The sequence below is a fragment of the Variovorax ureilyticus genome (assembly GCF_037889935.1).
GTDB classification, from domain to species: domain Bacteria; phylum Pseudomonadota; class Gammaproteobacteria; order Burkholderiales; family Burkholderiaceae_C; genus Variovorax; species Variovorax ureilyticus.
The window spans coordinates 335,651-358,934 of sequence record NZ_JBBKZU010000005.1 but is presented as its reverse complement, the minus strand read 5'-3'; the positions used below and the strand labels follow the sequence as shown (position 1 = coordinate 358,934).

The 23,284-nt window shown below is 67.6% G+C and carries 24 protein-coding genes; 16 read left to right on the top strand and 8 right to left on the bottom strand.

Going from position 1 to position 23,284, the window contains the following annotated elements; translation table 11 throughout:
- The 3 genes from WKW77_RS14080 (at position 1) to WKW77_RS14070 (ending at position 2,631) form a co-directional block, all read left to right on the top strand.
- Positions 1–951 (top strand): branched-chain amino acid ABC transporter permease, encoded by a 951-nt coding sequence (locus WKW77_RS14080; protein ID WP_340357462.1) that lies wholly within the window; start codon positions 1–3, stop codon positions 949–951.
- Positions 948–1,778, top strand: coding sequence for an ABC transporter ATP-binding protein (locus WKW77_RS14075; protein ID WP_340357461.1), 831 nt, complete (start codon positions 948–950; stop codon positions 1,776–1,778). The genes WKW77_RS14080 and WKW77_RS14075 overlap by 4 nt, the downstream gene beginning before the upstream one ends.
- A gap of 151 nt (positions 1,779–1,929) precedes the next feature.
- The gene (locus WKW77_RS14070) at positions 1,930–2,631 is read left to right on the top strand and encodes an ABC transporter ATP-binding protein (protein WP_340357460.1); all 702 of its coding nucleotides are present in this window, start codon (positions 1,930–1,932) and stop codon (positions 2,629–2,631) included.
- A gap of 4 nt (positions 2,632–2,635) precedes the next feature.
- Here the strand turns inward: WKW77_RS14070 and WKW77_RS14065 are convergent, their stop codons facing one another.
- From WKW77_RS14065 to WKW77_RS14055, 3 genes are read right to left on the bottom strand one after another with little or no spacing between them, the layout of a single operon-like run.
- The gene (locus tag WKW77_RS14065) at positions 2,636–2,974 is read right to left on the bottom strand and encodes a hypothetical protein (RefSeq protein WP_340357459.1); all 339 of its coding nucleotides are present in this window, start codon (positions 2,972–2,974) and stop codon (positions 2,636–2,638) included.
- Between the two features lie 11 nt (positions 2,975–2,985).
- The gene (locus tag WKW77_RS14060) at positions 2,986–4,515 is read right to left on the bottom strand and encodes a tripartite tricarboxylate transporter permease (RefSeq protein ID WP_340357458.1); all 1,530 of its coding nucleotides are present in this window, start codon (positions 4,513–4,515) and stop codon (positions 2,986–2,988) included.
- Positions 4,516–4,517: 2 nt separating this feature from the next.
- Complete coding sequence (locus WKW77_RS14055; RefSeq protein ID WP_422823187.1) at positions 4,518–4,904, bottom strand: tripartite tricarboxylate transporter TctB family protein; 387 nt, start codon at positions 4,902–4,904, stop codon at positions 4,518–4,520.
- Positions 4,905–5,231: 327 nt separating this feature from the next.
- Here WKW77_RS14055 and WKW77_RS14050 point away from each other — a divergent pair, with 327 nt between their 5' ends.
- The gene (locus WKW77_RS14050; RefSeq protein ID WP_340357456.1) at positions 5,232–7,043 is read left to right on the top strand and encodes a tetratricopeptide repeat protein; all 1,812 of its coding nucleotides are present in this window, start codon (positions 5,232–5,234) and stop codon (positions 7,041–7,043) included.
- An 18-nt stretch (positions 7,044–7,061) separates the two neighbouring features.
- Here WKW77_RS14050 and WKW77_RS14045 read toward each other — a convergent pair whose 3' ends face one another.
- Complete coding sequence (locus WKW77_RS14045; RefSeq protein WP_340357455.1) at positions 7,062–7,493, bottom strand: hypothetical protein; 432 nt, start codon at positions 7,491–7,493, stop codon at positions 7,062–7,064.
- 152 nt (positions 7,494–7,645) lie between these two features.
- Here WKW77_RS14045 and WKW77_RS14040 point away from each other — a divergent pair, with 152 nt between their 5' ends.
- The 3 genes from WKW77_RS14040 to WKW77_RS14030 are packed head-to-tail and all read left to right on the top strand — an operon-like array spanning position 7,646 to position 10,342.
- Positions 7,646–8,575: a DUF6502 family protein gene (locus WKW77_RS14040; RefSeq protein ID WP_340357454.1), complete on the top strand. Its 930-nt coding sequence runs from the start codon at positions 7,646–7,648 to the stop codon at positions 8,573–8,575.
- Positions 8,572–9,945: a DUF5666 domain-containing protein gene (locus WKW77_RS14035; protein WP_340357453.1), complete on the top strand. Its 1,374-nt coding sequence runs from the start codon at positions 8,572–8,574 to the stop codon at positions 9,943–9,945. The genes WKW77_RS14040 and WKW77_RS14035 overlap by 4 nt, the downstream gene beginning before the upstream one ends.
- 28 nt (positions 9,946–9,973) lie before the next feature.
- On the top strand, positions 9,974–10,342 hold the full coding sequence (locus WKW77_RS14030; protein WP_340357452.1) for an SseB family protein: 369 nt from the start codon (positions 9,974–9,976) through the stop codon (positions 10,340–10,342).
- 2 nt (positions 10,343–10,344) lie between these two features.
- On the opposite strand, the gene WKW77_RS14025 is transcribed toward WKW77_RS14030, so the two are convergent.
- Positions 10,345–11,067, bottom strand: coding sequence for a Crp/Fnr family transcriptional regulator (locus WKW77_RS14025; protein ID WP_340357451.1), 723 nt, complete (start codon positions 11,065–11,067; stop codon positions 10,345–10,347).
- A 105-nt stretch (positions 11,068–11,172) separates the two neighbouring features.
- Here WKW77_RS14025 and WKW77_RS14020 point away from each other — a divergent pair, with 105 nt between their 5' ends.
- The 4 genes from WKW77_RS14020 (at position 11,173) to WKW77_RS14005 (ending at position 15,440) form a co-directional block, all read left to right on the top strand.
- Positions 11,173–12,093, top strand: a complete 921-nt coding sequence (locus tag WKW77_RS14020; RefSeq protein ID WP_340357450.1) for a beta-keto acid cleavage family enzyme — start codon at positions 11,173–11,175, stop codon at positions 12,091–12,093.
- Between the two features lie 15 nt (positions 12,094–12,108).
- Complete coding sequence (locus WKW77_RS14015) at positions 12,109–13,059, top strand: 3-hydroxyacyl-CoA dehydrogenase NAD-binding domain-containing protein (protein ID WP_340357449.1); 951 nt, start codon at positions 12,109–12,111, stop codon at positions 13,057–13,059.
- Positions 13,060–13,094: 35 nt separating this feature from the next.
- Positions 13,095–14,906, top strand: coding sequence for a feruloyl-CoA synthase (locus WKW77_RS14010; RefSeq protein ID WP_340357448.1), 1,812 nt, complete (start codon positions 13,095–13,097; stop codon positions 14,904–14,906).
- A gap of 84 nt (positions 14,907–14,990) precedes the next feature.
- Positions 14,991–15,440 (top strand): surface-adhesin E family protein, encoded by a 450-nt coding sequence (locus tag WKW77_RS14005; protein ID WP_340357447.1) that lies wholly within the window; start codon positions 14,991–14,993, stop codon positions 15,438–15,440.
- An 18-nt stretch (positions 15,441–15,458) separates the two neighbouring features.
- Here the strand turns inward: WKW77_RS14005 and WKW77_RS14000 are convergent, their stop codons facing one another.
- Positions 15,459–16,004 (bottom strand): DUF4136 domain-containing protein, encoded by a 546-nt coding sequence (locus WKW77_RS14000; protein WP_340357446.1) that lies wholly within the window; start codon positions 16,002–16,004, stop codon positions 15,459–15,461.
- Between the two features lie 135 nt (positions 16,005–16,139).
- Between WKW77_RS14000 and WKW77_RS13995 the strand changes: the two genes are divergently transcribed.
- The 3 genes from WKW77_RS13995 to WKW77_RS13985 all read left to right on the top strand — a co-directional run bounded on the left by WKW77_RS13995 (position 16,140) and on the right by WKW77_RS13985 (position 19,428).
- A complete protein-coding gene (locus WKW77_RS13995; RefSeq protein ID WP_340357445.1) occupies positions 16,140–16,595 on the top strand; it encodes an FHA domain-containing protein in 456 nt (151 codons plus the stop codon).
- A 260-nt stretch (positions 16,596–16,855) separates the two neighbouring features.
- Complete coding sequence (locus WKW77_RS13990; protein WP_422823186.1) at positions 16,856–17,581, top strand: OmpW/AlkL family protein; 726 nt, start codon at positions 16,856–16,858, stop codon at positions 17,579–17,581.
- Positions 17,582–17,736: 155 nt separating this feature from the next.
- Positions 17,737–19,428 (top strand): methyl-accepting chemotaxis protein, encoded by a 1,692-nt coding sequence (locus WKW77_RS13985; RefSeq protein WP_340357444.1) that lies wholly within the window; start codon positions 17,737–17,739, stop codon positions 19,426–19,428.
- 3 nt (positions 19,429–19,431) lie between these two features.
- Here the strand turns inward: WKW77_RS13985 and WKW77_RS13980 are convergent, their stop codons facing one another.
- On the bottom strand, positions 19,432–19,824 hold the full coding sequence (locus WKW77_RS13980) for a hypothetical protein (protein WP_340357443.1): 393 nt from the start codon (positions 19,822–19,824) through the stop codon (positions 19,432–19,434).
- A 127-nt stretch (positions 19,825–19,951) separates the two neighbouring features.
- On the bottom strand, positions 19,952–21,253 hold the full coding sequence (locus tag WKW77_RS13975; RefSeq protein WP_340357442.1) for an AsmA family protein: 1,302 nt from the start codon (positions 21,251–21,253) through the stop codon (positions 19,952–19,954).
- A 128-nt stretch (positions 21,254–21,381) separates the two neighbouring features.
- Between WKW77_RS13975 and WKW77_RS13970 the strand changes: the two genes are divergently transcribed.
- Positions 21,382–21,810, top strand: a complete 429-nt coding sequence (locus WKW77_RS13970; protein WP_093167644.1) for a hotdog fold thioesterase — start codon at positions 21,382–21,384, stop codon at positions 21,808–21,810.
- Positions 21,811–21,885: 75 nt separating this feature from the next.
- Positions 21,886–23,250, top strand: coding sequence for a solute carrier family 23 protein (locus WKW77_RS13965; protein WP_340357441.1), 1,365 nt, complete (start codon positions 21,886–21,888; stop codon positions 23,248–23,250).
- The last annotated feature ends 34 nt before the right edge of the window (positions 23,251–23,284 follow it).

Below are 23,284 nucleotides of genomic sequence, written 5' to 3'. Positions count from 1 at the left end.
ATGCAACGCGCTACGTTCTTCATCCCGCTTGGCTGCGCGGTCCTGCTGGCGCTGCTCGGGCCGACGCTGACGCCCTATCTCTCCGACCTCGTGGTGAAGGTGATGATCCTGTCGATCTTCGCGCTGAGCCTCGAACTGCTCGTCGGCATGACCGGACTCGTGAGCCTCGGCCACGCCGCGTTCTATGGCATCGGCGCGTATGCGACGGTGCTCGGCTCGGGCAAGGAGGGCGGCTCGATCGCGCTCCTGCTGCCGCTCGCGATGGGCTGCGCGGCGGCCTATGCGCTCGTCGTCGGTGCCTTGAGCCTGCGCACGCGCGGCGTTTACTTCATCATGGTCACGCTGGCGTTCGCGCAGATGGCCTTCTTCGTGTTCCACGACACCGCGCTCGGCGGCGGCAGCGACGGCATCTACATGTACATCCGCCCTGCACTCGGCGCGCTCGACCTGGAAAGCGCTCGTGTGCAGTTCTACTTCGTGCTCGTATCGCTCGTGTTCACCTATGCGCTGCTGGCGCTGATCCGCCGCTCGCGCTTCGGCGCGGCACTCGCGGGCATCCGCGTGAATGAACAGCGCATGCGCGCGGCGGGCTTTCCGGTGTATGGCTACAAGCTCGCGGCATTCGTGATCGCGGGCGCCCTCGCCGGGCTCGCAGGTTTTCTGCTGGCTTCGCGCGACGGCGTGGTCAACCCCGAGCTGCTGGCGTGGCACAACTCGGGCGAGGTGCTGCTGATGATCATCCTCGGCGGCCTCGGCCATCTGCGCGGCGCGGTGATCGGCGCGGTGGCCTTCACTCTGCTGAAGGAGCTGCTCTCGACGCATGCCATCGTCGGCCCGCTCGCGGATCACTGGCAGCTCACGCTGGGCCTCGCGATCATCGCCTTCGTCGCGCTGCTGCCGAAGGGCATCATCGGCATTGCGGCACGCATTTCTCCGAGGGGTGCGGCATGACGAGCGCAGCGCCGGGCCGCCCCAAGCAAGCTCGCGCCCTCTCGGGGGGCAGCGAAGGACACGAAGTGCCGAGCGTGGGGGCTGAAGTCCTCCTTGCAGTCGAATCGCTCACACGCCGCTTCGGCGGGTTGGTTGCCGTGAACGCGGTCACGCTCGATCTGCGCCGCGGCGAAGTGCACGCGGTGATCGGCACCAACGGTGCCGGCAAGTCCACGCTGATCAACATGCTCTCGGGCGAGATCGGCGCATCCGAAGGACGCATCTCGCTGGACGGTGAAGACATCACCGGCCGCGCGCAGTTCCGCCGCGCGCTCGCCGGTGTCGGCCGCAGCTATCAGCGCACCACGATCTTTCCGGAATTCACGGTGCTGGAGAACTGCCGCCTCGCCGCGCAGGCCGCGACGCCGAAGCCGTGGGCCCTCTGGCAATCAGCGAAGAGCTGTGCCGAGAGCAATGCCTCGGCACGCGAAGCGCTGGCCGCCGCCGGCCTCGACGGCGTGGCCGATCGCATCGCCGGCACGCTGAGCCACGGCGCCAAGCGCCAGCTCGAAGTGGCGATGTGCCTGGCGACCAAGCCGCGCGTGCTGCTGCTGGACGAGCCGCTCGCCGGCATGGGCGCGGAGGAGACCGAACGCATGCTCGCGCTGCTCGAGCGCCTCAAACAATCGCACGCGATCCTGCTGGTGGAGCACGACATGGATGCGGTCTTCCGCATCGCCGACCGCATCACGGTGATGGTGAACGGCACGGTGATCGCGACCGGCGACCCCGCGTCGATCCGCCAGAACCCCGAGGTGCGCATCGCCTACCTGGGCGAGGAGCACTGAATGACTGAGTTCTCCCCCAGCCTCGCCCACTTCGTGTGGCTCGGACACCCCCTCTCCGGGGGCAACCCCAGCGGCCCGGCAAAGCCGGTTCCGCGGGGTTCCTGGATTGGGCTGCGCGAGCACCGCACCCGCACGCATCCGAGGAGCTGACATGCTTCAGGTCAAAGGCCTCAACACCTACTACGGCGACAGCCACATCCTGCGCGGCGCCGATGTCGACATCCCCACCGCGACCTCGGTCGGCCTTCTCGGACGGAACGGGATGGGCAAGACCACGCTGATCCGCTCGGTGATGGGCTATGTGCGACCCGCGTCCGGGCAGGTGCTGCTCGACGGCCAGAACGTCACCGGCTGGACGCCCGAGAAGATGGCGCGTCGCGGCATCGGCTACGTGCCCGAAGGGCGCGGCATCTTCCCGAATCTGTCGGTGCGCGAGAACCTCGTCATGAGTGCGCGCGCCGGCATCGACGGCCGCCGCGACTGGACCTTCGACCGTGTGATGGCGACCTTCCCGCGCCTTGCCGAGCGGCTCTCGCACGGCGGCCAGCAGTTGTCGGGCGGCGAGCAGCAGATGCTCTCCATCGGCCGCGCGCTGATGACGAACCCGCGCCTGATGATCCTCGACGAAGCCACCGAAGGCCTCGCGCCGCTGATCGTCGCGGAGATCTGGCGCGTGATCGGCGACATCCGCGCCACCGGCATCGCCACGCTCATCGTGGACCGCGACTGGCGCAAGGTGCTCGCGCACACGGACCAGGCGGTGGTGATGGAGAAAGGCCGCATCGTGCGGCAAGGGGCGTCGGCCGATCTGCTGGCCTCGCCCGCGGTGCTCGAGGAAGTCCTCGGCGTCTGACGCGTCAGCGCGACCTGCCGGGCTTCATCAGGTCCGGCGCGCCCTGGCCATCGCCCGGCAAGGTGTCCAGCACACGGGGGCGGCGCAGGTCCATCCTCAGATGCGCGAGCATGGCATTCAACTCGGCGTCGGAATGGCCATCGCCCCGACCTTCCAGGTCCCATTCCCAAATGGCCTGGATGTCGGGGACGAACATGTTGTCGAAGACTTCAGCAGCGATCCACGCCAGGTTGGTCCGCTGGAGGTCGAAGCGCTGCGCGAGACGCCGAAGGGCCGCCGCCGGCGGCCCTTTCATCAGCTCCTCCCTCGCAACGCGGCGGACCTCGTCGCTCACCTCGAACATGGCGCCTTCGCTTATTCCTGCGGTTCCAGCGCGTGGGTCGTTTCCGGGAGCACGCCCTTGCCCTTCTTGCGCGCCTTGAGAACGAACACGGTGACCTGCCACACGATGAACACGGCGATCAGCGCCATCAGCGTGCCGCTGATCGGACGCTGCACGAACACGTTGAAGCTGCCACGGCTCAGGAGCATCGCGCGGCGGAAGTTCTCTTCGAGCATCGGGCCGAGGATGAAGCCCAGCATCAGCGGTGCCGCATCGAGTTCGAGGCGCATGAAGAGGTAGCCCATCAGGCCGAAGGCGGCGGTGATGAACACGTCTTCCAGGTTGTTGTTCACGCTGTAGGTGCCGATGCAGCAGAAGAACAAGATGCACGGGAACAGCACGTTGTACGGGATCTTGAAGACCGACAGCCAGTAGCGCACCAGCGGCACGTTCAGCACCAGCAGGAAGACGTTACCGACCCACATGCTCGCCACCAGGCCCCAGAAGAGCTCGGGGTGGCTCGCGATCATGTTCGGGCCCGGCTGGATGCCCTTGATGATGAAGGCAGCCAGCATCAGCGCCATCACAGCGTTCTCGGGAATGCCGATGCTCATCAGCGGGATGAAGCTGGTGCGCGCAGCGGCTTCGTCGGCGGCGGCCTGGCCGGCCACGCCTTCGATGCAGCCGGTGCCGATCTCGTCCTTGTACTTGCTGACCTTCTTGTCGATCGCATACGCCGCGAACTGCGCGATGGTCGGGCCGCCGCCAGGCAGGATGCCCAGGAAGGAGCCGATGGCGCTGCCGCGCAGGGCACTCGGCCAGATCCGCTTGAACTCTTCCCAGGTCGGGATCAGGTTGATCTTGCCGTTGAAGGGCGAACGCTCTTCGCGTGCGTCGAGGTTCTTCGTGATTTCGGCGATACCGAAGCAGCCGAGCGCGATGCTCACCACGCCCACGCCATCCACGAGGAAGGGCAGGTCCATGGTGAAGCGCTGCGCGCCGCTGTTCACGTCGGTGCCGATGCAGCCGAGCAGCACGCCGATCATGCACATCGCCAGGCCGTTGAGCAGGCTGCCGGTGGTCACGAAGCTCACGCAGACGAAGCCCACGAGCATCATCGCGACGTAGTCGGCCGGGCCGAAGAGGAAGGCCACCTCGCCCAGCACCGGTGCCAGGAAGGTCAGCACGATGATCGCGACCGTACCGCCGATGAAGCTGGAGAAGCCCGCGGTGAACAGCGCCACCCCGGTCTTGCCCTTGAGCGTCATCTGGTAGCCGTCGATACAGGCCACGATACTGCTGGCGTGCGGGATCTTCATCGTGATCGCACTCACGCTGTCGCCGTACTGCGCTCCGTAGTAGATACCCGCGAGCATGATCAGCGCGCCGGTGGTCGGGATCGAGTACGTGAGCGGCAGCAGCAGACTGATGGTCGCCAGCGGGCCGAGGCCCGGCAGCAGGCCGACCAGCGTGCCGACGGTGCACCCGATGGCGCAGTACATCAGGTTGTGGAGTGTGAGGGCGTGCGAAAAGCCGAACGCCAGATTGTTGAGTGCTTCCATGATCAGAACAGCGGCAGGTTCAGGCCGAGCAGGTATTGAAGGGCCAGTGCCATCGCGATCAGGCCGGCACAAATCTTGACGTTGCGCCACCACGAGTAGGACGTCCCGGCCAAGGTCGACACGAACACCATGAAGATGATGCCCGCGATCATGTTCACGAACATCGACACCACCGCGAAGCCGCAGAGACTCGCGAGAACGATCAGGATGTTGCGGAAGTAAAGGGGCAGGTGAACCTTCTCGACGAAGAAGGAGCGCACCACGGTTGCCACGGCGATCACCAGCAGCATGCCGCTGACCATCGCAGGGAAGAAGCCGGGTCCCGCGTGACTGAGTTCTCCGATGGGGTAGCGAAGCGCAGTCAGGCCGAAGGCCAGTGCGATCGCCATGAGGAACAAGCCTCTGACAAGATTTCTATTCATGTAAGCACGATCAGGTTGGGGTCATCGAATCCCGCAGTTGCGGCGGCGGCCGGTGCGGAACTTGTCTCCATCCGGTAGGGATTCCCGGATGCTTCGATGTTCTTGCCGCTTAACTGAGCGGAATCTGACGGCGACTGTTCGTGAAACTACGTATCAGGCGATTGCGGCGACTGCTGGCGAGTGCCAAAATTTGCGACCCTGATCCGAAGCAAGCATTGCCGATTACCCCCGGCGCACTGCGTTGCAAGCGGCGCAACGGCGGCGAAATCGGTCCTCGATTCGAGGAGGAATGTCATGCCGTTGCATCGATCCACGCCCCCGGGCGGCAGCGCCATTGCGGCGTGCGCCTGCATCTTCGCAGCGACCGGCTTGCTGCTACCTGACGAAGTCGGCGCCGGCAGAAAAGGCGACAGCTTCGATCCGCTGTTTTCGTCGCCGAACAACGTTTGCGGGCCCGGCGCGACCGGGCAGCCGGACTTGCTGAAGGCCCTGGTGCGCGTCGCGGCGACGCAGACCGCGAAGGCACCGCCGGATTCGCCGGCATCGGCCGAGGTGCCGCTCTACAAGGACCTCGGCTCGCTCGGGTTCCGCATCAGCACGAAGAACCCCAAGGCGCAGGTTTATTTCAATCAGGGACTGCGGCTGGCCTTCGGCTTCAACCACGCAGAGGCGCAGCGGGCCTTCCAGGCCGCGCAGAAGCTCGATCCGCAATGCGCGATGTGCTTCTGGGGCGAGGCGCTGGTGCTCGGCACCAACATCAACGTGCCGATGATGCCGGATGCCAATGCGCCGGCGATGGCCGCACTGACCAAGGCGGTCGCGCTCAAGGGCAATGCGAGCGCGAAGGAGCAGGCGCTGATCGGCGCGCTCGAGAAGCGCTATGCCGACAACCCGCCACCGAACCGCGCTCCGCTCGATGCGGCCTATGCCGATGCGATGAAGTCGGTGGTGGAGCGCTTTCCCGCCGACGACACCATCCAGACCCTCTACGCCGAGGCCGCGATGGACACGCAACCCTGGGACTACTGGGAAGCCGGCGGAGCGAAGTCCAAGGGCCGGGGCGCGGAGATCGTCAAGTCGCTGGAGACCGTGCTCAAGCGAAATCCGACGCATCCCGGCGCGATCCACCTCTACATCCACGCGATGGAGGCCTCGACGCAGCCCGAGAAGGCGCTGCCCTATGCCAACCGCCTTGCGGCACTGATGCCCGGTGCGGGGCACATCGTGCACATGCCGGCGCACATCTACTACCGCGTGGGCATGTACCGCGATTCGATGACGCTCAACCAGAAGGCCGCCAAAGTGGACGAGGGCTACTTCAAGACCTCCGCGTCCGACCCGATCTACAAGACCGCCTACTACCCGCACAACGTGCACTTCGTGCTGGTGTCGGCGCAGATGGGCGGCGACGGCAGGACCGCGGTCGAATCGGCCTCGAAGCTCGACGCCGCGGTGCCGATGGAACTGGTGAAGATGTTCCCGATCCTGCAGCCGATCAAGTCCGCGCCCTATGCGGCGCATGCGCGCTTCAGCGATCCGGACACCATCCTCGGATTGCCCGCGCCGGACGGCGATGCGGCGGTCGTGCAGACGATGTACCACTACGCGCGCGCCATCGCGTACGCGCAAAAGAGGGACAAGACCGATGCGCAGAAGGAGATCGACGCGATCGAGAAGATCGAAGGCACCGCCGATTACAAGACCTTCGAGGCGTGGCAACTGCCCGCGCGCGAGATCATCCGCACCGCGGGCCTCGTCGCCGCCGGGCGGCTGGCGGATGCGAGCGGCGATCTCGATGCGGCGGCGAAGTTCTATTCCGACGCGATCGCGATCGAGGACGGCCTGCCCTATACCGAGCCGCCCTACTGGTACTACCCGGTGCGGCAGTCGCTCGGCTCGGTGAAGCTGCGGCAAGGCAAGCTCGACGAGGCGCAGCAGGCGTTCAGGGATTCGCTGGCCAGGGTGCACAACAATGGCTGGGCGCTCGCCGGACTGGTCGAGGTCGAGCGCAAGAAAGGGGATGCGAGTGCCGAGCGGGCCGCACGCAAGGCGTACGAGCGCGCATGGTTCGGGCCGCCCGGCGGGCCGGATCTCGCGGCCCTTTGATCGGCCCGGCCGCGGCACTCACCGCACAGGGATGAATGCCGTGATCAACACCAGCGAACTCAGCACCACCCACACCGCCGCGAGGTCCCAGGCCAGGGTACGGTTGCCGGTCCGCTCGCGCCGATGCCTGAGCACCATCGGCGCGCGTGCGTTGGCGCAGGCGTAGTACGCCGGCAGCTTGTGCTCGCAGCCTTTGCAGTAGCAGGCCCCCGCGCGGTTGAGCGTCTTGCATTCCTGGCAGATTTCGCCGCTGTCTTCGGCCCCCGTCGATCGAACGAGATCGATGAATCCGGCGAATGCGACTGGAGACGATAGCGCGGAATCGGGCGGCTCCGTCGCCCAAGCGCCTTGCGACGCGCCGGCGGGACCGAATTCCACGAAAGCGTGGTGCGCGACGAAGAACGCACGACCGAGCGCTCGACCAGAGGTGACAGCATGGATTGAAGACATAGGGCTTTCCTCTCTTTTGCTGATGTGAAAAAATCACATTTCGAGAGTGTGTTCTCCAATGCGCGTCGAAGCAATCCTGTCAGACGGGAACTGAACTTCGTGTACGTGTCGCCGGAGCGGGGCGAACCACGTGCCGCAACATGGTGGGCTGCATGACGAAGGAAGCCGTGGCGACCGGCGCCTCCCGGGGAGGCCGTGCACGAGTTCTGCCTTCCGCGAAGCTCGCGCAGCTGGCGGAGGGTCAGCTCGATTGGGTGCTTGCGGCCTGCGCGCGCGTGATGCGTCCGCTGGTTCGCCTGGCCGTACGCACGGGCGTCAAGCACGCACAGCTCGACCGGCTCCTGCGCAGCCTGCTCGTCGAGGAGGCACAGCGCACCTGGCGCGACAAGGGCGGCGAGCCGAATCTCAGCCAGATTTCGCTCACCACCGGTCTCAATCGCAAGGTCGTGACCTCGATCGTGCGCGACACGGTCGAGCACCTTCCCTATTCCGAGATGTCCGCCCCCGCGAAGACCATGACGCTGTGGCTGCGGATGTGCACGGACGATCCTTCGCGGCGCAGGCTGCCCATCAGCGCGATCGCGCACGGCCCATCGTTCGAAGCCGTGGCGCACGAGGCGAGCCGCGGCAACGTGCACCATCGCGCGGTGCTCGAAGAGCTGGTGCGGCTCGGCATGGCGACGGCGCCCGGCGACGGCTTCGTCGGACTCGAGGCCGACGGCTTCGTGCCCTCGCAGGACATGCGCAGCATGCTGGCGTTTCTCGGCGACAACACGCGCGACCACCTCCTCGCAGCGGTGTCGAACACGCTGGGCGGTCAGCCTGCGTTCCTGGAGCGCTCGGTGTTCGCGAGGGGGATCTCGCCGGCCCAATGCGAACGAATCCACCAGATCGCGCGCACGCGCTGGAATGCGCTGCACCACGAACTCTCGCATGAGCTGACCGACGCCTTCAGCGAAGCGCCGAAATCGGCGTCGGCGCGGATGCGCGTGGGCATCTACGCCTACTACGAAGAGGGTTCCGCAACGGCTTCCGACGCTGCTGCGGATGCGACTGCTGCGCCCAAGGGAGGACGACCATGACGAAGACCTTTTTGCGCGACGCCTGTCTGGCGATGGCGATGGCGCTGCTCGTGTCCTGCGGCGGCGGAAGCAGCGGCGGTGGCGTGGCGATCGTCGTCGGAAGCCACACGGCCACCTCGGCGCCAGCGGGCTCGGCGCCTGGCAGCGCCACCACGCAGCAGTCGCTGCTGGACAGGACGGTGTCTCCGGCGGGCGGTGGCAGCGGGCCGGGCGACGCGGGCGCGACGGGCACCGGCACCGGCGCGGGCGGCGGCACGTCCGTGGCCGGGGGCGATGACGGCTCCGGCGTCGGCTCGGGCGGCACGGGCGTCAGCACCGCGGACGCGACCGGCATCGGCTCGGTGGACGGCGCCGGCAGCATCCTGGTCAACGGCGTGCGCTACAACACCGACGGCGCAATCGTGGCGCTCGACGACGTGCCGGGGCTGCAGCTCGGCATGACGGCGAAGGTGGTGGGACCCTTCGATACCGATCTCACAAGCGGTAACGCCAAGCGCGTCGAATCGTCGATCGACCTGCGGGGGCCGGTGAGCGCGGTCGACGCGCAGCACGCGAGCTTCACGATCCTCGGCACGACGGTGACGACCGACGAAGCCACGGTGTGGGCGGACGCGCCCGGTGTCGCCGATGTCGCAGCGGGCGCGACGCTGCAGGTGTGGGGCCTGCCCGCCGCGCCAGGGATCCTGCGCGCAACGCGCGTGGAAGTGCATGCGAGCGGCACGCCGATTCTTACGGGCGTGGTGCAGAACCTCGACATCGCGGCGCGGCGCTTCCGCATCGGAAGCTACGCGATCGACTACGGGCAGGCGCCCGTGACGGGCGGAAATGGCGGCCTGCCCTTCGCCAACGGCGTGCTGGTGCGCGTGCGGGCGAACACGGTCGGCGCGGGCCTGCTGGTGGCGAGCGCGGTGCAGGGGTGGTATCCGCCGCCGACCGCCACGGGCACGGCTTTGCAGCTGGGCGGCGTGGTGACCGACTTCGCCGGCCTGGGCTCGCTGCATGTGCTGGGCATTCCGGTCGATGCCTCGGCGGCGAAAGTGTCCGGCGGTCCGCCCCAGTCGGTGGGCAACGGCGTCAGGGTGATCATCGGCGGCGCGCTCTCGAACGGCGTGCTGCAGGCGAACACGCTCAAGATCCGGCTCGTGCCGGGCACCGGCGGGCAGCCCTCGTTCAGCCTGACCGGGCCGATCTCGACCTTCGCCTCGATCGCCGATTTCCGCATCAAGGGACAGCCGATAGACGCCAGCAGGCCGGGGGTGATCTTCCTCAACGGCAGCGCCGCGAACCTCGGTGCGCAGGTGCGGGTGACGGTCGAGGGCAGTCGCGTCGCGGGCGGTGTGCTCATCGCCGATCGCGTCACCTTCCAGTGAGGCCACGCCCCATCGCGGGAACTCGACGATGGACCTCAACAACTCGCTCGAACTGGTGCTGTCGCACGCACGGTGCGGGTCGCTGACGATGGAAGACCTGCTGAAGGAATTCGCCGATTCGGACCTGATCGTGGCCAGCAGGACGGCGTTCATCAAGCACGGTCCGCCGTTCCGGCCGCTGCTGCTCTTCAGGGAGCAGAACGCGATGATGGCCTGCTTCACCGACAAGTGCCGCATCGGCGACTTCGCATCGGTGGCGCCGCATTCCATCGTGATGAAGGGCGTCGACGTGCTGCGGGCGCTGCCGCCGGGGATGGGGCTGGTGATCAACCCCGGGACATCGCTCAACCTGGAGCTTTTTCCCGAGGGCGCGTGCCCGGCGTACGTGTGCCTCTGAAGCTAGACGCGATCGCCGAACCGGCGCAGGCCTTCGACGTCGATCACGGTGATGCCGCCGTACTCGATGCGCAGAAGCCCCGCATCGCGAAGCCGCTTGAGCGCCGCGTTGCAGCGTTGCCGGGAGAGGCCCGACAGTGCCGCGATCTCCTCCTGCGAGGTCTGCAGGTGCTTCTGCCCGAGCGGATGCAGCCATGGATGGAAGAGCCCCGCGAGCGCCCGCGCCACCTGGCTGTCGGCGTCGAGCAGGCGATGCGCCGCGTAGTTGCCCATGAACCAGTGCAGCCGCTCGTTGATCTGCGCGAGCAGGAAGTGGTTGAAGGTCATCTGCGTGCGATGCAGCCACTCGAAGGTGTCCCGCGGCATCACCGCCACGCGGCTGTCGCGCAGCGCGATGATGTCCGCGGAGCGCGGCACCGCGCGCAGCAGCGTGCCTTCGCCGAACCAGCTGCCGACGGTGAGGCCGCCGAAGGTGACGGAGCGGCCATCGTCCGAGGTGACGGACCACTTGAGCAGCCCTTCGAGCGTGCCGTACCAGTGCAGCGGTACCTCGCCGCGCCGGCAAAGCGCCGCGCCGGCGGCGACGGGCTCCTCGCGCATCTCGTCGAGCACGCGCGCCTGCACTTCGCCGTCGAGCTGCGGGAACCAGCCAGAGAGCGCCAGCAGACGCGGAATGGTCAGGGAGAGGCTGGCCGGTGGTGTCTCAGCCGCGGGCTTGTTGCGCATGGGGGCTCCTGCGCCTCGTTATCCCTGATCCGAAATGTCATCACGATGACTGTCAGGGCGAAGGCGGCCAAAAATAATACCGTGCTGTCCCACAGGAGATAGCCGATGACCAAGCGCAAAGTGATCGTGACCATCGCCCCGACCGGCGGCATGGCGCACAAGTCCCAGAACCCCCACCTGCCGACGCAGCCCGCCGAGATCGCGGAGGACGTGATCCGCTGCTGGAAGGCCGGCGCGAGCGTGGCCGCGATCCACGCGCGGCGTCCCGACGACGGCGCGACCTGCGACGCCGCGGTCTACCGCGAGATCAACACCCGCATCCGCGACGCCGGCTGCGACATCGTCATCAACAACTCCACCGGCGGCGGCGTGCATGGCGACATGGTGAAGCCGCTGGCGGGCAACCGCTGGGAGATCGCGTGGGAGGAGCGCATCAAGGGCATGGATGCGGGCGCCGAGATGTGCACGCTCGACGCGACCACGCTGAACCTCTCGTTCGAAGGCCGCGAGATCCTGATGGACACGCCGCTCAGCAAGGGCCGCGAGCTCGCGGCGGGCATGAAGGCGCGCGGCATCAAGCCCGAGTGGGAGGTGTTCAGCCCCACGCACATCCTGCAGGACACGACGACGCTCATCAACGAAGGACTCGACGAGGCGCCCTACTTCATCAACCTCGTGATGAACGTGCACCGCAACTTCCAGAACGCGATGCCCTTCTCGCCGCGCCACCTTCAGATGATGGTCGACACGCTACCCAAGGGCGCGATCTTCTGCGTGAGCGGCATCGGCCCCTCGCAGCTCGAGGCGAACATCAGCGCGCTGTTGCTGGGCGGCCATGCGCGCGTGGGGCTGGAGGACAACCTCTACTTTCGCCATGGCGAGCTGGCGACGAACCTGCAGCTCACCGAGCGCATCGTGCGGATCATCCGCGAGATGGACATGGAGCCCGCGACGCCTGCCGAAGCGCGCGACATGATGGGCCTGCCGCGCATCGGGCTGCCCCGCCCCGAGTTCGCGCCGCGCTGAACGCTGGAGCGCAACATGAGCACTTCGACGAGCGATGTGAAGCGCGTAGCGGTCGTCGCCACGGGGGTGATCGGCGCAAGCTGGGCCGCGTACTTCCTCGCCCGCGGGCTGGACGTGGATGCGACGGACCCGTCGCCCGGCGCCGAGGAGCGGCTGCGCGCGGCGGTGGCGCAGCATTGGCCGACGCTGGAGCGCTTCGGCCTGGCCGAGGGCGCATCGCTCGATCGGCTGCGCTTCCATGCGCGGCTCGAAGACGCGGTCGCGCCGGCGGACTTCGTGCAGGAGAACGGCCCCGAGCGCATGGACATCAAGGCCGATCTGTTCCGGCGCATGGATGCGGCGGCGCGGCCGCATGTGATCCTCGCATCCAGCTCGTCGGGGCTCGCGATCAGCGGCGTGCAGGCGCAATGCAGGCACCCGGAGCGCGTGGTGCTCGGGCATCCGTTCAATCCGCCGCACCTGATCCCACTGGTGGAAGTGGTCGGCGGAGAACACACCTCGGCCGATGCGGTGGCGCGCACGATGGCCTTCTACGCGGCGATCGGCAAGCGGCCGATCCACGTGAGGCGCGAAGTGAAGGGGCATATCGCGAACCGGCTGCAGGCCGCCCTGTGGCGCGAGGCCTTCCATCTGGTGGACCAGGGCGTGGCCTCGGTGGCGGACATCGACACCGCGATCGCGCACGGTCCGGGCCTGCGCTGGGCAGTGATGGGGCCGTTCATGAACCTGCACCTCTCGGGCGGCGCGGGCGGAATCGCGCATGTGCTAGACCATCTGGGCGGCCCGATCGAGGACTGGTGGCACGACCTCGGCGCGCCGTCGATGACGCCCGAGCTCAAGAAGAGCGTCGCAGCAGGCGTCGCCGACGAACTCGGTACGCGGCGCACGGCCGACCTCGAGGCCACGCGAGACATCCTGCTGATGGACCTGATCCGCGCCAAGGCATCCGCCGGCACACTCCAATAACGAAAAGGCGGCAACGACCGCCGAGGAGACAAGACATGAGCACCCCGGCCTTCTTCGAAGACGAGAACCAGATCGCGCCGCCGCGCACCGTGCGCATCGACCTGGACGACGGCTCGTTCATCCTGCGCTCGCCCGTGGCGCTGAAGCCGTACGCGCGCTGCATCGGCGACTGGCTGGAGCGCTGGGCGCGCGAGACGCCCGACGCGCTCGCGCTGGCCGAGCGCGACGAGAGCGGCGAAGGCTGGCGCAAGCTGAGCTACGGCGAGCTGCGCCGCGCCGTGGGCGCCGTCGCGCAAGGGCTGCTTGACCTGGGCGTGCCGAAGGACCGGCCGGTGGTGATCCTCTCGGACAACGCGATCGACCACGCGGTGCTGATGCTCGCCGCGATGCACATCGGGCGCACCGCGTGCTCGCTGTCGAGCGCCTACTCGCGCATGGCCAAGGACCCTTCGCGGCTGCACGGCATGCTGCGCGCGCTGGGGCCTGCGGTGATCTACGCGTCCGATGCGAAGGTGTACGGCCCGTCGCTCGCGGGCTGCGGCATCGAGGCGACCACGGTCTTCAGCCGCAACGCCGATGCGCACCCGGGCGCCATGCCGTTCGAGCGGCTCCTGCACACGGCGGAGACGCCGGCGGTGATTCAGGCCTTCGAAGCCATCCTGCCGGACGACCACGCCAAATACCTGCTGACCTCCGGCTCCACCGGCAAGCCGAAGGTGGTGATCAACACGCACCGCATGCTCTGCGCGAACCAGCAGATGATGGCGCAGACCTGGCGCTTCCTCGACCAGGAGAAGCCGGTGCTGGTCGACTGGCTGCCATGGAGCCACACCTTCGGCGCCAACCACAACTTCAACATGGTGCTCAGCCACGGCGGCGCGCTCTACATCGACGAAGGCCGGCCGGCGCCGGGTCTGATCGAGAAGACGGTGCGCAACCTGCGCGAAGTGCGGCCGACGCTGCTGTTCAACGTGCCGCGCGGCTACGACATGCTGCTGCCCTTCCTCGAAGCCGATGAAGCGCTGGCGTCGGAAGTGCTCTCGCGACTGCGGCTGGTCTTCTACGCGGCCGCCGCGCTGGCACCTTCCACGTGGGAGCGGCTCGAGGCGGTGGCCCGTCGCGCGCGGCCGACGCGGCCGCTGTGGCTCACGACTTCCTGGGGCGCGACGGAGACGTCGCCCGCGATCACCACCGCACACTGGCGGCTCGACGGCGCGGGCTGCATCGGCGCACCGCTGCCGGGGATCGAGCTCAAGCTGGTGCCCAACGGCGGCAAGCTGGAGATGCGGGTGAAGGGCGTGTCGGTGTTCCCCGGCTACCGCCACGGGCCGCGCGAGACCTCCGAGGCCTTCGACGAAGAAGGCTACTACCGCATCGGCGACGCGGGCTACCTGGTCCACGCGGAGCAGCCCGAGCGCGGCGTGATGTTCAACGGTCGCGTGGCCGAGGATTTCAAGCTGTCCAGCGGCACCTGGGTCTCGGTGGGCACCCTGCGCGTGGAACTGGTGTCGCGCCTCGCGCCGCTGGCACAGGACATCGTGATCACCGGGCACGACCGCGCGGAGATCGGCATGCTGGTGTTCCCGAGCCCCCAGGCGGCATCCCGGCCGCGGGACGAACTGCACGCGGCGCTGCAACGCGTGATGCGCGATCTGCGCGATGCGGGCGCGGGCTCTTCGCAGTGCCCCGTGCGCGCGATCGTGCTGAACGCACCGCCCGACATCGACGCGGGCGAGATCACCGACAAGGGCTACATCAACCAACGCGCCGTGCTGGCGCGGCGCGCCGAGCAGGTCGCGAAGCTGCATGCCGACGCGGTCGATGCCGAGGTGGTGCGCGTGGACTGAGGCGCGGGGCGTCGGCCGGCGACCGCTGGCTAGAATCGTCCGCTTCTTCGGCCAGCAAAGGAATGGGATTTGAGACGGCGGCTCGTGTTGCTCAGCATCGTGGCTTGCAATGTGCAGGCACAGCCGCAGGCGCAATCCCAGGGGCAGATCCAGACCCAGCCCCCGGCACCCACGCAGTGGTTCACCGTGACGGGCAATCCGGCGGATGCATCGATGGACACGGTCCAGGTCGATCCGATCGCCACCCGGGTCGAAGGCCAGTTCAAGACCATGAACGTGCGGGTCAGCCGCGCGAGGCAGCGGTTCAACTGGGAAAACGTTCCCTATCGCTCCTACGAATCGACGGTGGTCTTCGACTGCCGCGCGCGCAAGGCGGGCTACACCTTCGCGACGTTCTATCCTGAGCCGCTCTGGCAGGGCGCGCCGAGCCAATCGACCGACTACTCGCGCAATCCGCAGCCGATGCTCTTTCGGGACGTCGAGCCCAATCCGACGCAGCGCATCATCCGCGCGGCCTGCCAGTCGGGCGGCTAGCCGCCCGCCTTGCGCGCTCTATTTCGAGCGCGCGGACGCTCCGCCGGGCGGGAAGCCGGCAAAGAGCTTGTCGAGCGCCGCCTGCACGCTCGCATTCACGCGCGACGGATCGTCCGGCAGTACGCCGCTCGCGCTGCCGCGCCAGATCGCGCGCCTGGTGCCCGCGTCGAACATGTCGACCAGCAACGTGCCCTTCTCGTAGTCGTCGGTGGACATCGTCACGTAGCCGGGCCAGTTGCTGCCGATGCCGAGCCAGTTGAGGTCGTGGCCGATGCCGCTGTAGAAGTTGTTGAAGGTCTGGCCCTTCACGCGCGTGACGTGGGCGGAGACCCGGATCTCGCCGTTCTCGGGCACCCGCTTCCAGCCACGGGCCGAAAGGCGCGAGTCGATGCCCGAGACGATGACCTGCGGCAGCAATGCGCCCCCGTCGTCGCCCGAGATCCAGCTGTAGGTGCGGTCGTTGCCGAAGCGCGCATTCGGATCGAAGTCGGTCTTGACGGTCGCGGTGCTGGCGCAGGCGGCCAGCACGAGGGCAAGCGCCACGGCAAGGAATCTTCCGATCATGTTCGCTCCTGTTGCCGGCGCATGTTACCGGCGCGGATTGCGAAAAGTTGCGGCACTCGCGCGCCGGGACGCTTCAAAAACCGGCTGGACGCGCCGAAAAGCACCACACGTTCAACCACTTACAGCGAGAAGCACATGTCCAGACTCATCGTCCTGACGCGGCACGGCAGCGTGCGACAAGTCAATCTCAAGGGGCCGATCACGACGATCGGCCGCGACCCCACCTGCGGGGTGCACATCGACAGTCTCGGCGTGAGCCGGCATCACGCGGCGATCCGCTGGATCGGCGACCGCTACGTCGTGCTCGACATGGCGAGCCGCAACGGCACTTTCGTGAACCAGTCGCGCATCCGCGAAAGCACGCTGCGCAACGGCGATGCGATCGGCGTGGGCGACTGCCAGATCCGCTTTCTCCAGACGGTCAGCCAGATGGCGGACGAGGATCCGCTGAAGCTGGTCACGGTGCCCGGCGACCCGGTCGAGGTCGAGGTCGCGCGCCAGCGCAGCGACTGGGCGAGCTTCTTCCGCCAAGGCCGCGCGGCCCGGCAGGCCGAAGGCCGGCGCTACGCCAGCGTGCAATGGCGCGCCTGAACGGCCGGGCGGCCGGCTGCGCCAAAAAGAAGGCCCGCACGCGGCGGGCCGAATGATCCTTGGCAAGAAGATCCCTGGAGAACCAGCCCTGATATCGGCTGCCCGTCCAAAACCTTGAGGAGCGCGAGGGAAACCCTACCTTGAGAGTGTGTGCTCACAGAAGAAACAGGCCTTTGCTGTAGCCTCGGTGGCACATCTGGCGAATCAATTAAACGCATACGTATCATATGCAGATCCCCTTTCCCTCAACTCGCTCTCTCATGATGAAGACAAGACTGTTTGCGCTGGCCGCCGTTGCTGCTCTCGGTTCCGGCAGCGCCCTGGCGCAAAAGGCTGGCGACTGGCAGGTGGGCGCCGGCTGGCTGCACTTTTCGCCGCAGGATTCGAGCAAGCCCCTGACCTTCACCTCGCCGGTCGCGGCCGTGGTGCCGGGCTCCGGCGCGGATGCCGGCAACTCGGACACGCTGGGGCTCAGCGCCACCTATTTCTTCGACAGCCACTGGGCCGTCGAAGGCGTGATCGGCGTGCCGCCGAAGTTCAAGCTCTACGGTACCGGCACCCTTGCGCCGATCGGCGAACTCGGCGAGGCGCGCCAGTGGAGCCCCACGATCCTCGCCAAGTACTACTTCAACGACGGCGAAGCCAGGCTGCGCCCCTACGTCGGCCTCGGCGCGACCTACGTCTGGTACAGCGACGTGCAGCTCACCCCGAGCCTGCAGGGCGCGCTCGCGAACCGCCTCGGCATCCCGGTCGCCGCCTCGTCGACGACGGCCAAGCTCGACAGCTCCTTCGCGCCGGTGTTCAACGTGGGCGCGGCCTACCAGTTCGACCCGCACTGGGGCATGTCCTTCTCGGTGTCGTACATCCGCCTGAGCACCACGGCCAAGCTGACCACGACCGCCGTGGGCGTGCCGGTGGCGAAGAGCGAATCGAGCCTCAAGCTCAATCCGATCGTCCCGTACCTGGCGGTGACCTACAAGTTCTAAGCCCCAAACTCCCCGAGCCCCGCTCGCCGGGCCGGAGGGCGCGCAACGCGCTCTCCGCTTCTCTCCCCTTCGCTTCCCTCAAGTTCGGCGGATTCCGGCCGATATGCGAATGCGCAGCGTGCGCACTCTTCTTCGCATCTTCCGGAATCACCACCATGTCCTTGAGCAACATCTCGATCGGCCGGCGTCTCGCCCTCGTGCTTGGCGCCATCCTTGCCCTCTTCCTCGCCAGCAGCGTCTTCGCGGTGCTGAAGCTGCAGCGACTGGGCGAAGAGATCGACCGCATGGTCAACGACAACGTGAAGACCGAACGCGCCGGCGCCGACTGGCTTCGCCACACGACCTCGGGCGTGCAGCGCGCTGCCGCGATCGCGAAGAGCAGCGACCCGAGCCTGATCGCCTACTTCGCGCCGGCGACCGCGGCCTCCATCAAGGAAACGAACGAGCTGCAGAAGTTCATCGAGGGCCAGATGGTCAAGCCGGACGAGCGCGCGCTCTTCGAGAAGGTCGGCGAGTTGCGCAAGGACTATCTCGCCGCACGCGAGGAAGTGAGCAAGCTCAAGCTCGCAGGCGACCTCGAAGGCGCGAACCGGGTGTTCACCGCGCGCTTCGAACCGACATCGGTCAGCTACATCGCCGGCGTGCAGAAGATGGTGGGCCTGCAGCGCGCCGCGCTCGACGCCGCCGCCGAGCGCGGACAGGCCTTGCGCGCGCAGACGAGCTCGCTGTTGATGATCTGCACCGCGCTTTCACTGGCGCTGGGCAGCGCGTTGGCGTGGTTCCTTGCGCGCAGCATCACGCAGCCGCTGCGCCGCGCCGAATCGATGGCGCAGGCGATCGCCGACATGGACCTGACCGGCGCGCCGCAAGCGCGCTACGCCGGCGACGAAACCGGCCGCCTGCTGCACGCGCTCGACCGGATGCGCACCGCGCTGCAGTCTTCGCTGCACCAGGTGCAGGGCGTGGTCGTGAATGTGTCGACGGCCAGTTCGCAGATCGCATCGGGCAATCAGGATCTTTCCTCGCGCACCGAGGAGCAGGCCGGCTCGCTCGAAGAGACGGCCGCCTCGATGGAGGAACTCACCAGCACCGTCAAGCAGAACGCGGACAACGCGCGCCAGGCCAACCAGCTCGCGGTGTCGGCCTCCGAAGTCGCCGTGCGCGGCGGCAGCGTGGTGAATCAGGTCGTGGACACGATGGGCTCGATCAACGCGTCCTCGCGCAAGATCGTGGACATCATCGGCGTGATCGACGGCATTGCCTTCCAGACCAACATCCTGGCGCTGAACGCAGCCGTCGAAGCGGCACGTGCCGGCGAACAGGGCCGCGGCTTTGCAGTCGTGGCATCCGAAGTGCGCAACCTCGCACAGCGCTCGGCAGCCGCAGCGAAAGAGATCAAGACCCTCATCGGCGATTCCGTCGAGAAGGTCGAGGAAGGCAGCAAGCAGGTCACCGAAGCCGGCCGCACGATGGACGAGATCGTCGAAAGAGTGAAGCGCGTGACGGACATCATGGGCGAGATCACCGCGGCCAGCCAGGAGCAGACCTCGGGCATCGAGCAGATCAACCAGGCGATCACGCAGATGGACCAGGTCACGCAGCAGAACGCCGCACTGGTCGAAGAGGCGGCTGCCGCAGCCGCATCGTTGCAGGAACAGGCGGCCAGCCTCTCGGAAGTGGTGAGCGTCTTCAAGCTGGACGGCCAGGGCCAGCGCCCGGTCGCTGCCCCTCAGCGCGCCGCGGCGGCAAAGGCTGCCCCGGCCGCAAGGAAGCCCGCCGCGGCAGCGCAGAAGCCCGCACCCGCACCCGCGGCGGTGGCTGCCGGCGGCGACTGGGAGTCGTTCTGAGGGCTACAGCTCCGGACCGCTCGCCGCGTCCGCATGCTCCTCGTTGAAGCGCTTTTCCGCGGCGGCCAGATGGGTGGTCAGGACGTGCGAGATCATGTTGATGCCGAGGCCCGCGAACAGCGCGGGCAACAGGTAGAGCGCCACCCGCACTTCCGAAACGAAGAACACGTCGTCCGCCAGTGACGGCGTCGCGTTCGCGAGGGTGGCCAGCCGTTGGAGGAAGAAGACGTCGATCCCGGCGATGGCGACCAGCGTGAACCCGAGCACCAGCACCGTGAAGCGCGAGATCGCGCGCTTGGCGATCAGCACGCCGTAGATGGAGAACGGCAGCACGACCGACACGGCCACCATGATCCAGAAGCGCACCTCCGTGAAGACCGAATAGCTGACGTGCATGGCGTGACACCTCGGGTGGCTGGAGCAAAAGGAAAAAGGAAAGCGCGGAGCTTGGCACGCGCGCCGCCCCGGCATTGTCTAGCGCAGGTAAAGAATCCGGCCGCGAGGCGACAGCCGTCACAGTCGCTCAACGCTTCGCCGGGGCCTTGCCGGGGGTGGGCGGCTTGCGGGACGGCTTTGCGTCGTCCGGGCCCAGCAGCTTGTCCATCGCCTGCCCCACGCGCGCGCCGATCGCGGTGCCCACGCCGGGCAGCACCGCCGTGCCGACGGCAGCGCCCGCCAGCGCCGCGCCGGTCAGCGACAACACCGGCGCATCGAGCGTGCCGCCGAGCTTGAGGGGCACGCCCACGACACCATCCACGATGTCGACCGCCGCCTCGCCGTCGAGCTTGCGGTTCAGCACGGTGGCGGCGCCGCTCGCGGTGAGCACGCCGGACCTCGCCTTGAGTTGGCTGTAGCGCAAGATCACGCCGTTGTCCGTCGATTGGGTGTCGAGCGTGCCCGTCAGCGTGTCGAGCCGGGTCTGCCCCCCGCGCGCCGAAGCGGGCGCGGTCACCGCCTTGGCGAGATCGAAGCCGGTGAGCATCGCCGGCGCGATGGTGAAGCGGGTCCGGGTATGCAGATGCCGGATCAGGTCGCCGACATTGGCGGCCTCGGCATTCACTTCTGTGGGGCCGTTCATCTTGCCTTCGACCGCGCTGTGGCGGCCGAAAGCGCGCAGGAACTGCGTCAGCTCCACGCTCTTCGCCGCCAGAGTCGCCGTGAGCCGCATCCGGCCATCGTTGTCGGCTTCGAGCCGCGTGGTGCCGTTCCACGTGCCGCCGCCGACCTCGATCAAGGTTCGCCAGCGGTCGTCTTCGCCCTCGCGTTCGACGCGCAGACTTGCCGGCGGCGAGACGCCCGGGCGGCGGATCTCGCCTTCGCGCGGGCGCCAATGGCGGTCGAAGCGCAGATCGACGTCGTAGGCGAGCGCGATGTCCCGCCAATCGATCCAGGAGATGTCGCGCAGGCGCAGCGTTTCGACGGGCACCTCGGTGAGCGCCCAGCCGCCGGCGAGGGCCACCGCTGTATCGCCCCCCTCCCATCGCCCACGGAACGCGCGGACGGAAGCACTCGGCAGCACGGCGCCGCTCACCGCGACCTCCTCGATGGCCACCTTGCGCCGCCAGAGCGACGCCAGCCGCGGCCGCACCACGATGTGCCGCACCGTGATCGGCCTCGCCTGCGCGGTCGCGACTTCCATCAACTCGATGACCGGCGACGGCCGCAGCGCCCAGTGCGCCGCGCCGATACGCAGGCCGATGCCCGACGCCTGCTCGAAGCGCGCAGCGATTTCCGAGGCCAGCTGCTCGTCGCTCGGCAGCCGCGCGCGCACCCAGAGGCCCAGCCCGGCCGACAGCACGACCAGCAGGGCGACGGAAACGGCCATCCAACGTCGCGTCCGGCTCATGGCGCCAGCTTGCCCGGGCGGGGGCGCCTGTGCTGTCAGCGATGAGCGCATCGTCTTCGGCGCCAATCGCTATAGTCTGCGCAGCCCGAATCTGGAGAAAGATCCCCATGCGCATCTGGAAGAAAGACATCTCGGTGGAAGAGTTGACCCGGAGCCACATCGATACCACGGTCGCCAACCTCGGGATCGAGTTTCTGGAGATCGGGGACGACTTCATTCGCGCCCGCGTTCCGGTCGACAAACGCACGGTGCAGCCCTACGGCATCCTGCACGGCGGCGTCTCCGTCGTGCTGGCGGAGACACTGGGCTCGTGCGGCGCGCACTACTCGGCGCCCGAAGGCCACCGCGCAGTGGGGCTGGACATCAACGCCAATCACCTCAAATCAGCGAGCTCGGGCTGGGTCACCGGCACGGCGCGGCCGGTGCACCGGGGCCGCACCACGCAGGTCTGGCAAATCGACCTCACCAACGACGCGGGCGAGCTCACCTGCGTCTCGCGCATCACGATGGCGGTACTGGCCCCGCGCGGCGACTGACCGTCGCGGCGGGCCCGAAGCGCCCACCGCCCCGCTTCCCGGCAAAAGAAGAAACAACCAACGAGGAGAAAAACCATGAGCGAGTCCTACTTTCCGCGCTGGCAAAAGGTGTCGGCCAGCGCGGGTGCCGTCGTCACGCCCGAACAGCGCCTGCCCTGGCCGCAGACTGCCGCGATGGGCGTGCAGCACGTGATCGCGATGTTCGGCGCCACAGTGCTGGCGCCGATCCTGATGGGGTTCAACCCCAATGTGGCGATCCTCATGAGCGGCATCGGCACGCTGCTGTTCTTCTTCATCACCGGCGGGCGGGTGCCGAGCTACCTGGGGTCGAGCTTCGCCTTCATCGGCGTGGTGATCGCAGCCACCGGCTATTCGGGCTCGGGGCCGAACACGAATCTCGGCGTGGCGCTGGGCGGCATCATCGTGTGCGGCCTGGTCTACGTGCTGATCGGCATCCTGGTCGCGCTCACCAATGAGCGGCGCACGAAGCGAGCGCCGGTGAAGGGCCTCGAAGGCATGGAGGTCGAGGAAGTCGAGAACGACGTGGCGGTGCACTGGATCGAGCGGCTGATGCCGCCGGTGGTGACCGGCGCGGTGGTCGCGGTGATAGGGCTGAACCTCGCAAGCGTGCCGATCAAGAACATGGCGCCGACCGGCTTCGACACCTGGATGCAGCTCGTCACCTTCCTGAGCGTGGGCCTGATCGCGGTCTACACGCGCGGGATGATCCAGCGGCTCCTGATCCTCATGGGGCTGATCGTGGCGAGCGTCGTGTACGCGCTGCTGACCAACGGCCTCGGGCTGGGCAAGCCGATCGACCTCGCCCCGCTCGCGGCGGCGCCGTGGTTCGGCATGCCAACCTTCTCGTCGCCGGTGTTCGACGTCAACGCGATGCTGCTGATCGCGCCGGTGGCGGTCATCCTGGTGGCGGAGAACCTCGGCCACCTCAAGGCCGTCGGCGCGATGACGGGGCGCGACCTCAATCCGTACCTGGGCCGCGCCTTCATCGGCGACGGCATCGCGACGATGGTGAGCGGCGCGGTCGGCGGCACCGGCGTCACCACCTACGCCGAGAACATCGGCGTGATGGCCGCCACCAAGATCTATTCGACGGCGATGTTCGTCGTCGCCGCGCTGATCGCGCTGGTGCTGGGCTTCAGCCCGAAATTCGGTGCGCTGGTGCAGGCGATCCCGCTCGCGGTGATGGGCGGCGTGAGCATCGTGGTGTTCGGCCTGATCGCGGTGTCCGGCGCCAAGATCTGGGTCGACAACCGGGTCGATTTCTCGATGAACAAGAACCTCATCACGGCGGCGATCACGCTGATCCTCGGCACCGGCGACTTCACGCTCAAGTTCGGCCAGTTCGCGCTCGGAGGCATCGGCACCGCGACCTTCGGAGCGATCCTGCTCTACGCGCTGCTCAACCGTGCCCAGGATTGAAATGAAACCTGGTGCAAGAGGTGTTGTGTCAGGT

Coding starts and splice junctions, on each gene's coding strand:
- WKW77_RS14080 (WP_340357462.1), top strand. CDS start 1: ATGCAACGCGCTACGTTCTTCATCCCGCTTGGCTGCGCGGTCCTGCTG.
- WKW77_RS14075 (WP_340357461.1), top strand. CDS start 948: ATGACGAGCGCAGCGCCGGGCCGCCCCAAGCAAGCTCGCGCCCTCTCG.
- WKW77_RS14070 (WP_340357460.1), top strand. CDS start 1,930: ATGCTTCAGGTCAAAGGCCTCAACACCTACTACGGCGACAGCCACATC.
- WKW77_RS14065 (WP_340357459.1), bottom strand. CDS start 2,974: ATGTTCGAGGTGAGCGACGAGGTCCGCCGCGTTGCGAGGGAGGAGCTG.
- WKW77_RS14060 (WP_340357458.1), bottom strand. CDS start 4,515: ATGGAAGCACTCAACAATCTGGCGTTCGGCTTTTCGCACGCCCTCACA.
- WKW77_RS14055 (WP_422823187.1), bottom strand. CDS start 4,904: ATGGCGATCGCACTGGCCTTCGGCCTGACTGCGCTTCGCTACCCCATC.
- WKW77_RS14050 (WP_340357456.1), top strand. CDS start 5,232: ATGCCGTTGCATCGATCCACGCCCCCGGGCGGCAGCGCCATTGCGGCG.
- WKW77_RS14045 (WP_340357455.1), bottom strand. CDS start 7,493: ATGTCTTCAATCCATGCTGTCACCTCTGGTCGAGCGCTCGGTCGTGCG.
- WKW77_RS14040 (WP_340357454.1), top strand. CDS start 7,646: ATGACGAAGGAAGCCGTGGCGACCGGCGCCTCCCGGGGAGGCCGTGCA.
- WKW77_RS14035 (WP_340357453.1), top strand. CDS start 8,572: ATGACGAAGACCTTTTTGCGCGACGCCTGTCTGGCGATGGCGATGGCG.
- WKW77_RS14030 (WP_340357452.1), top strand. CDS start 9,974: ATGGACCTCAACAACTCGCTCGAACTGGTGCTGTCGCACGCACGGTGC.
- WKW77_RS14025 (WP_340357451.1), bottom strand. CDS start 11,067: ATGCGCAACAAGCCCGCGGCTGAGACACCACCGGCCAGCCTCTCCCTG.
- WKW77_RS14020 (WP_340357450.1), top strand. CDS start 11,173: ATGACCAAGCGCAAAGTGATCGTGACCATCGCCCCGACCGGCGGCATG.
- WKW77_RS14015 (WP_340357449.1), top strand. CDS start 12,109: ATGAGCACTTCGACGAGCGATGTGAAGCGCGTAGCGGTCGTCGCCACG.
- WKW77_RS14010 (WP_340357448.1), top strand. CDS start 13,095: ATGAGCACCCCGGCCTTCTTCGAAGACGAGAACCAGATCGCGCCGCCG.
- WKW77_RS14000 (WP_340357446.1), bottom strand. CDS start 16,004: ATGATCGGAAGATTCCTTGCCGTGGCGCTTGCCCTCGTGCTGGCCGCC.
- WKW77_RS13995 (WP_340357445.1), top strand. CDS start 16,140: ATGTCCAGACTCATCGTCCTGACGCGGCACGGCAGCGTGCGACAAGTC.
- WKW77_RS13990 (WP_422823186.1), top strand. CDS start 16,856: ATGATGAAGACAAGACTGTTTGCGCTGGCCGCCGTTGCTGCTCTCGGT.
- WKW77_RS13985 (WP_340357444.1), top strand. CDS start 17,737: ATGTCCTTGAGCAACATCTCGATCGGCCGGCGTCTCGCCCTCGTGCTT.
- WKW77_RS13980 (WP_340357443.1), bottom strand. CDS start 19,824: ATGCACGTCAGCTATTCGGTCTTCACGGAGGTGCGCTTCTGGATCATG.
- WKW77_RS13975 (WP_340357442.1), bottom strand. CDS start 21,253: ATGGCCGTTTCCGTCGCCCTGCTGGTCGTGCTGTCGGCCGGGCTGGGC.
- WKW77_RS13970 (WP_093167644.1), top strand. CDS start 21,382: ATGCGCATCTGGAAGAAAGACATCTCGGTGGAAGAGTTGACCCGGAGC.
- WKW77_RS13965 (WP_340357441.1), top strand. CDS start 21,886: ATGAGCGAGTCCTACTTTCCGCGCTGGCAAAAGGTGTCGGCCAGCGCG.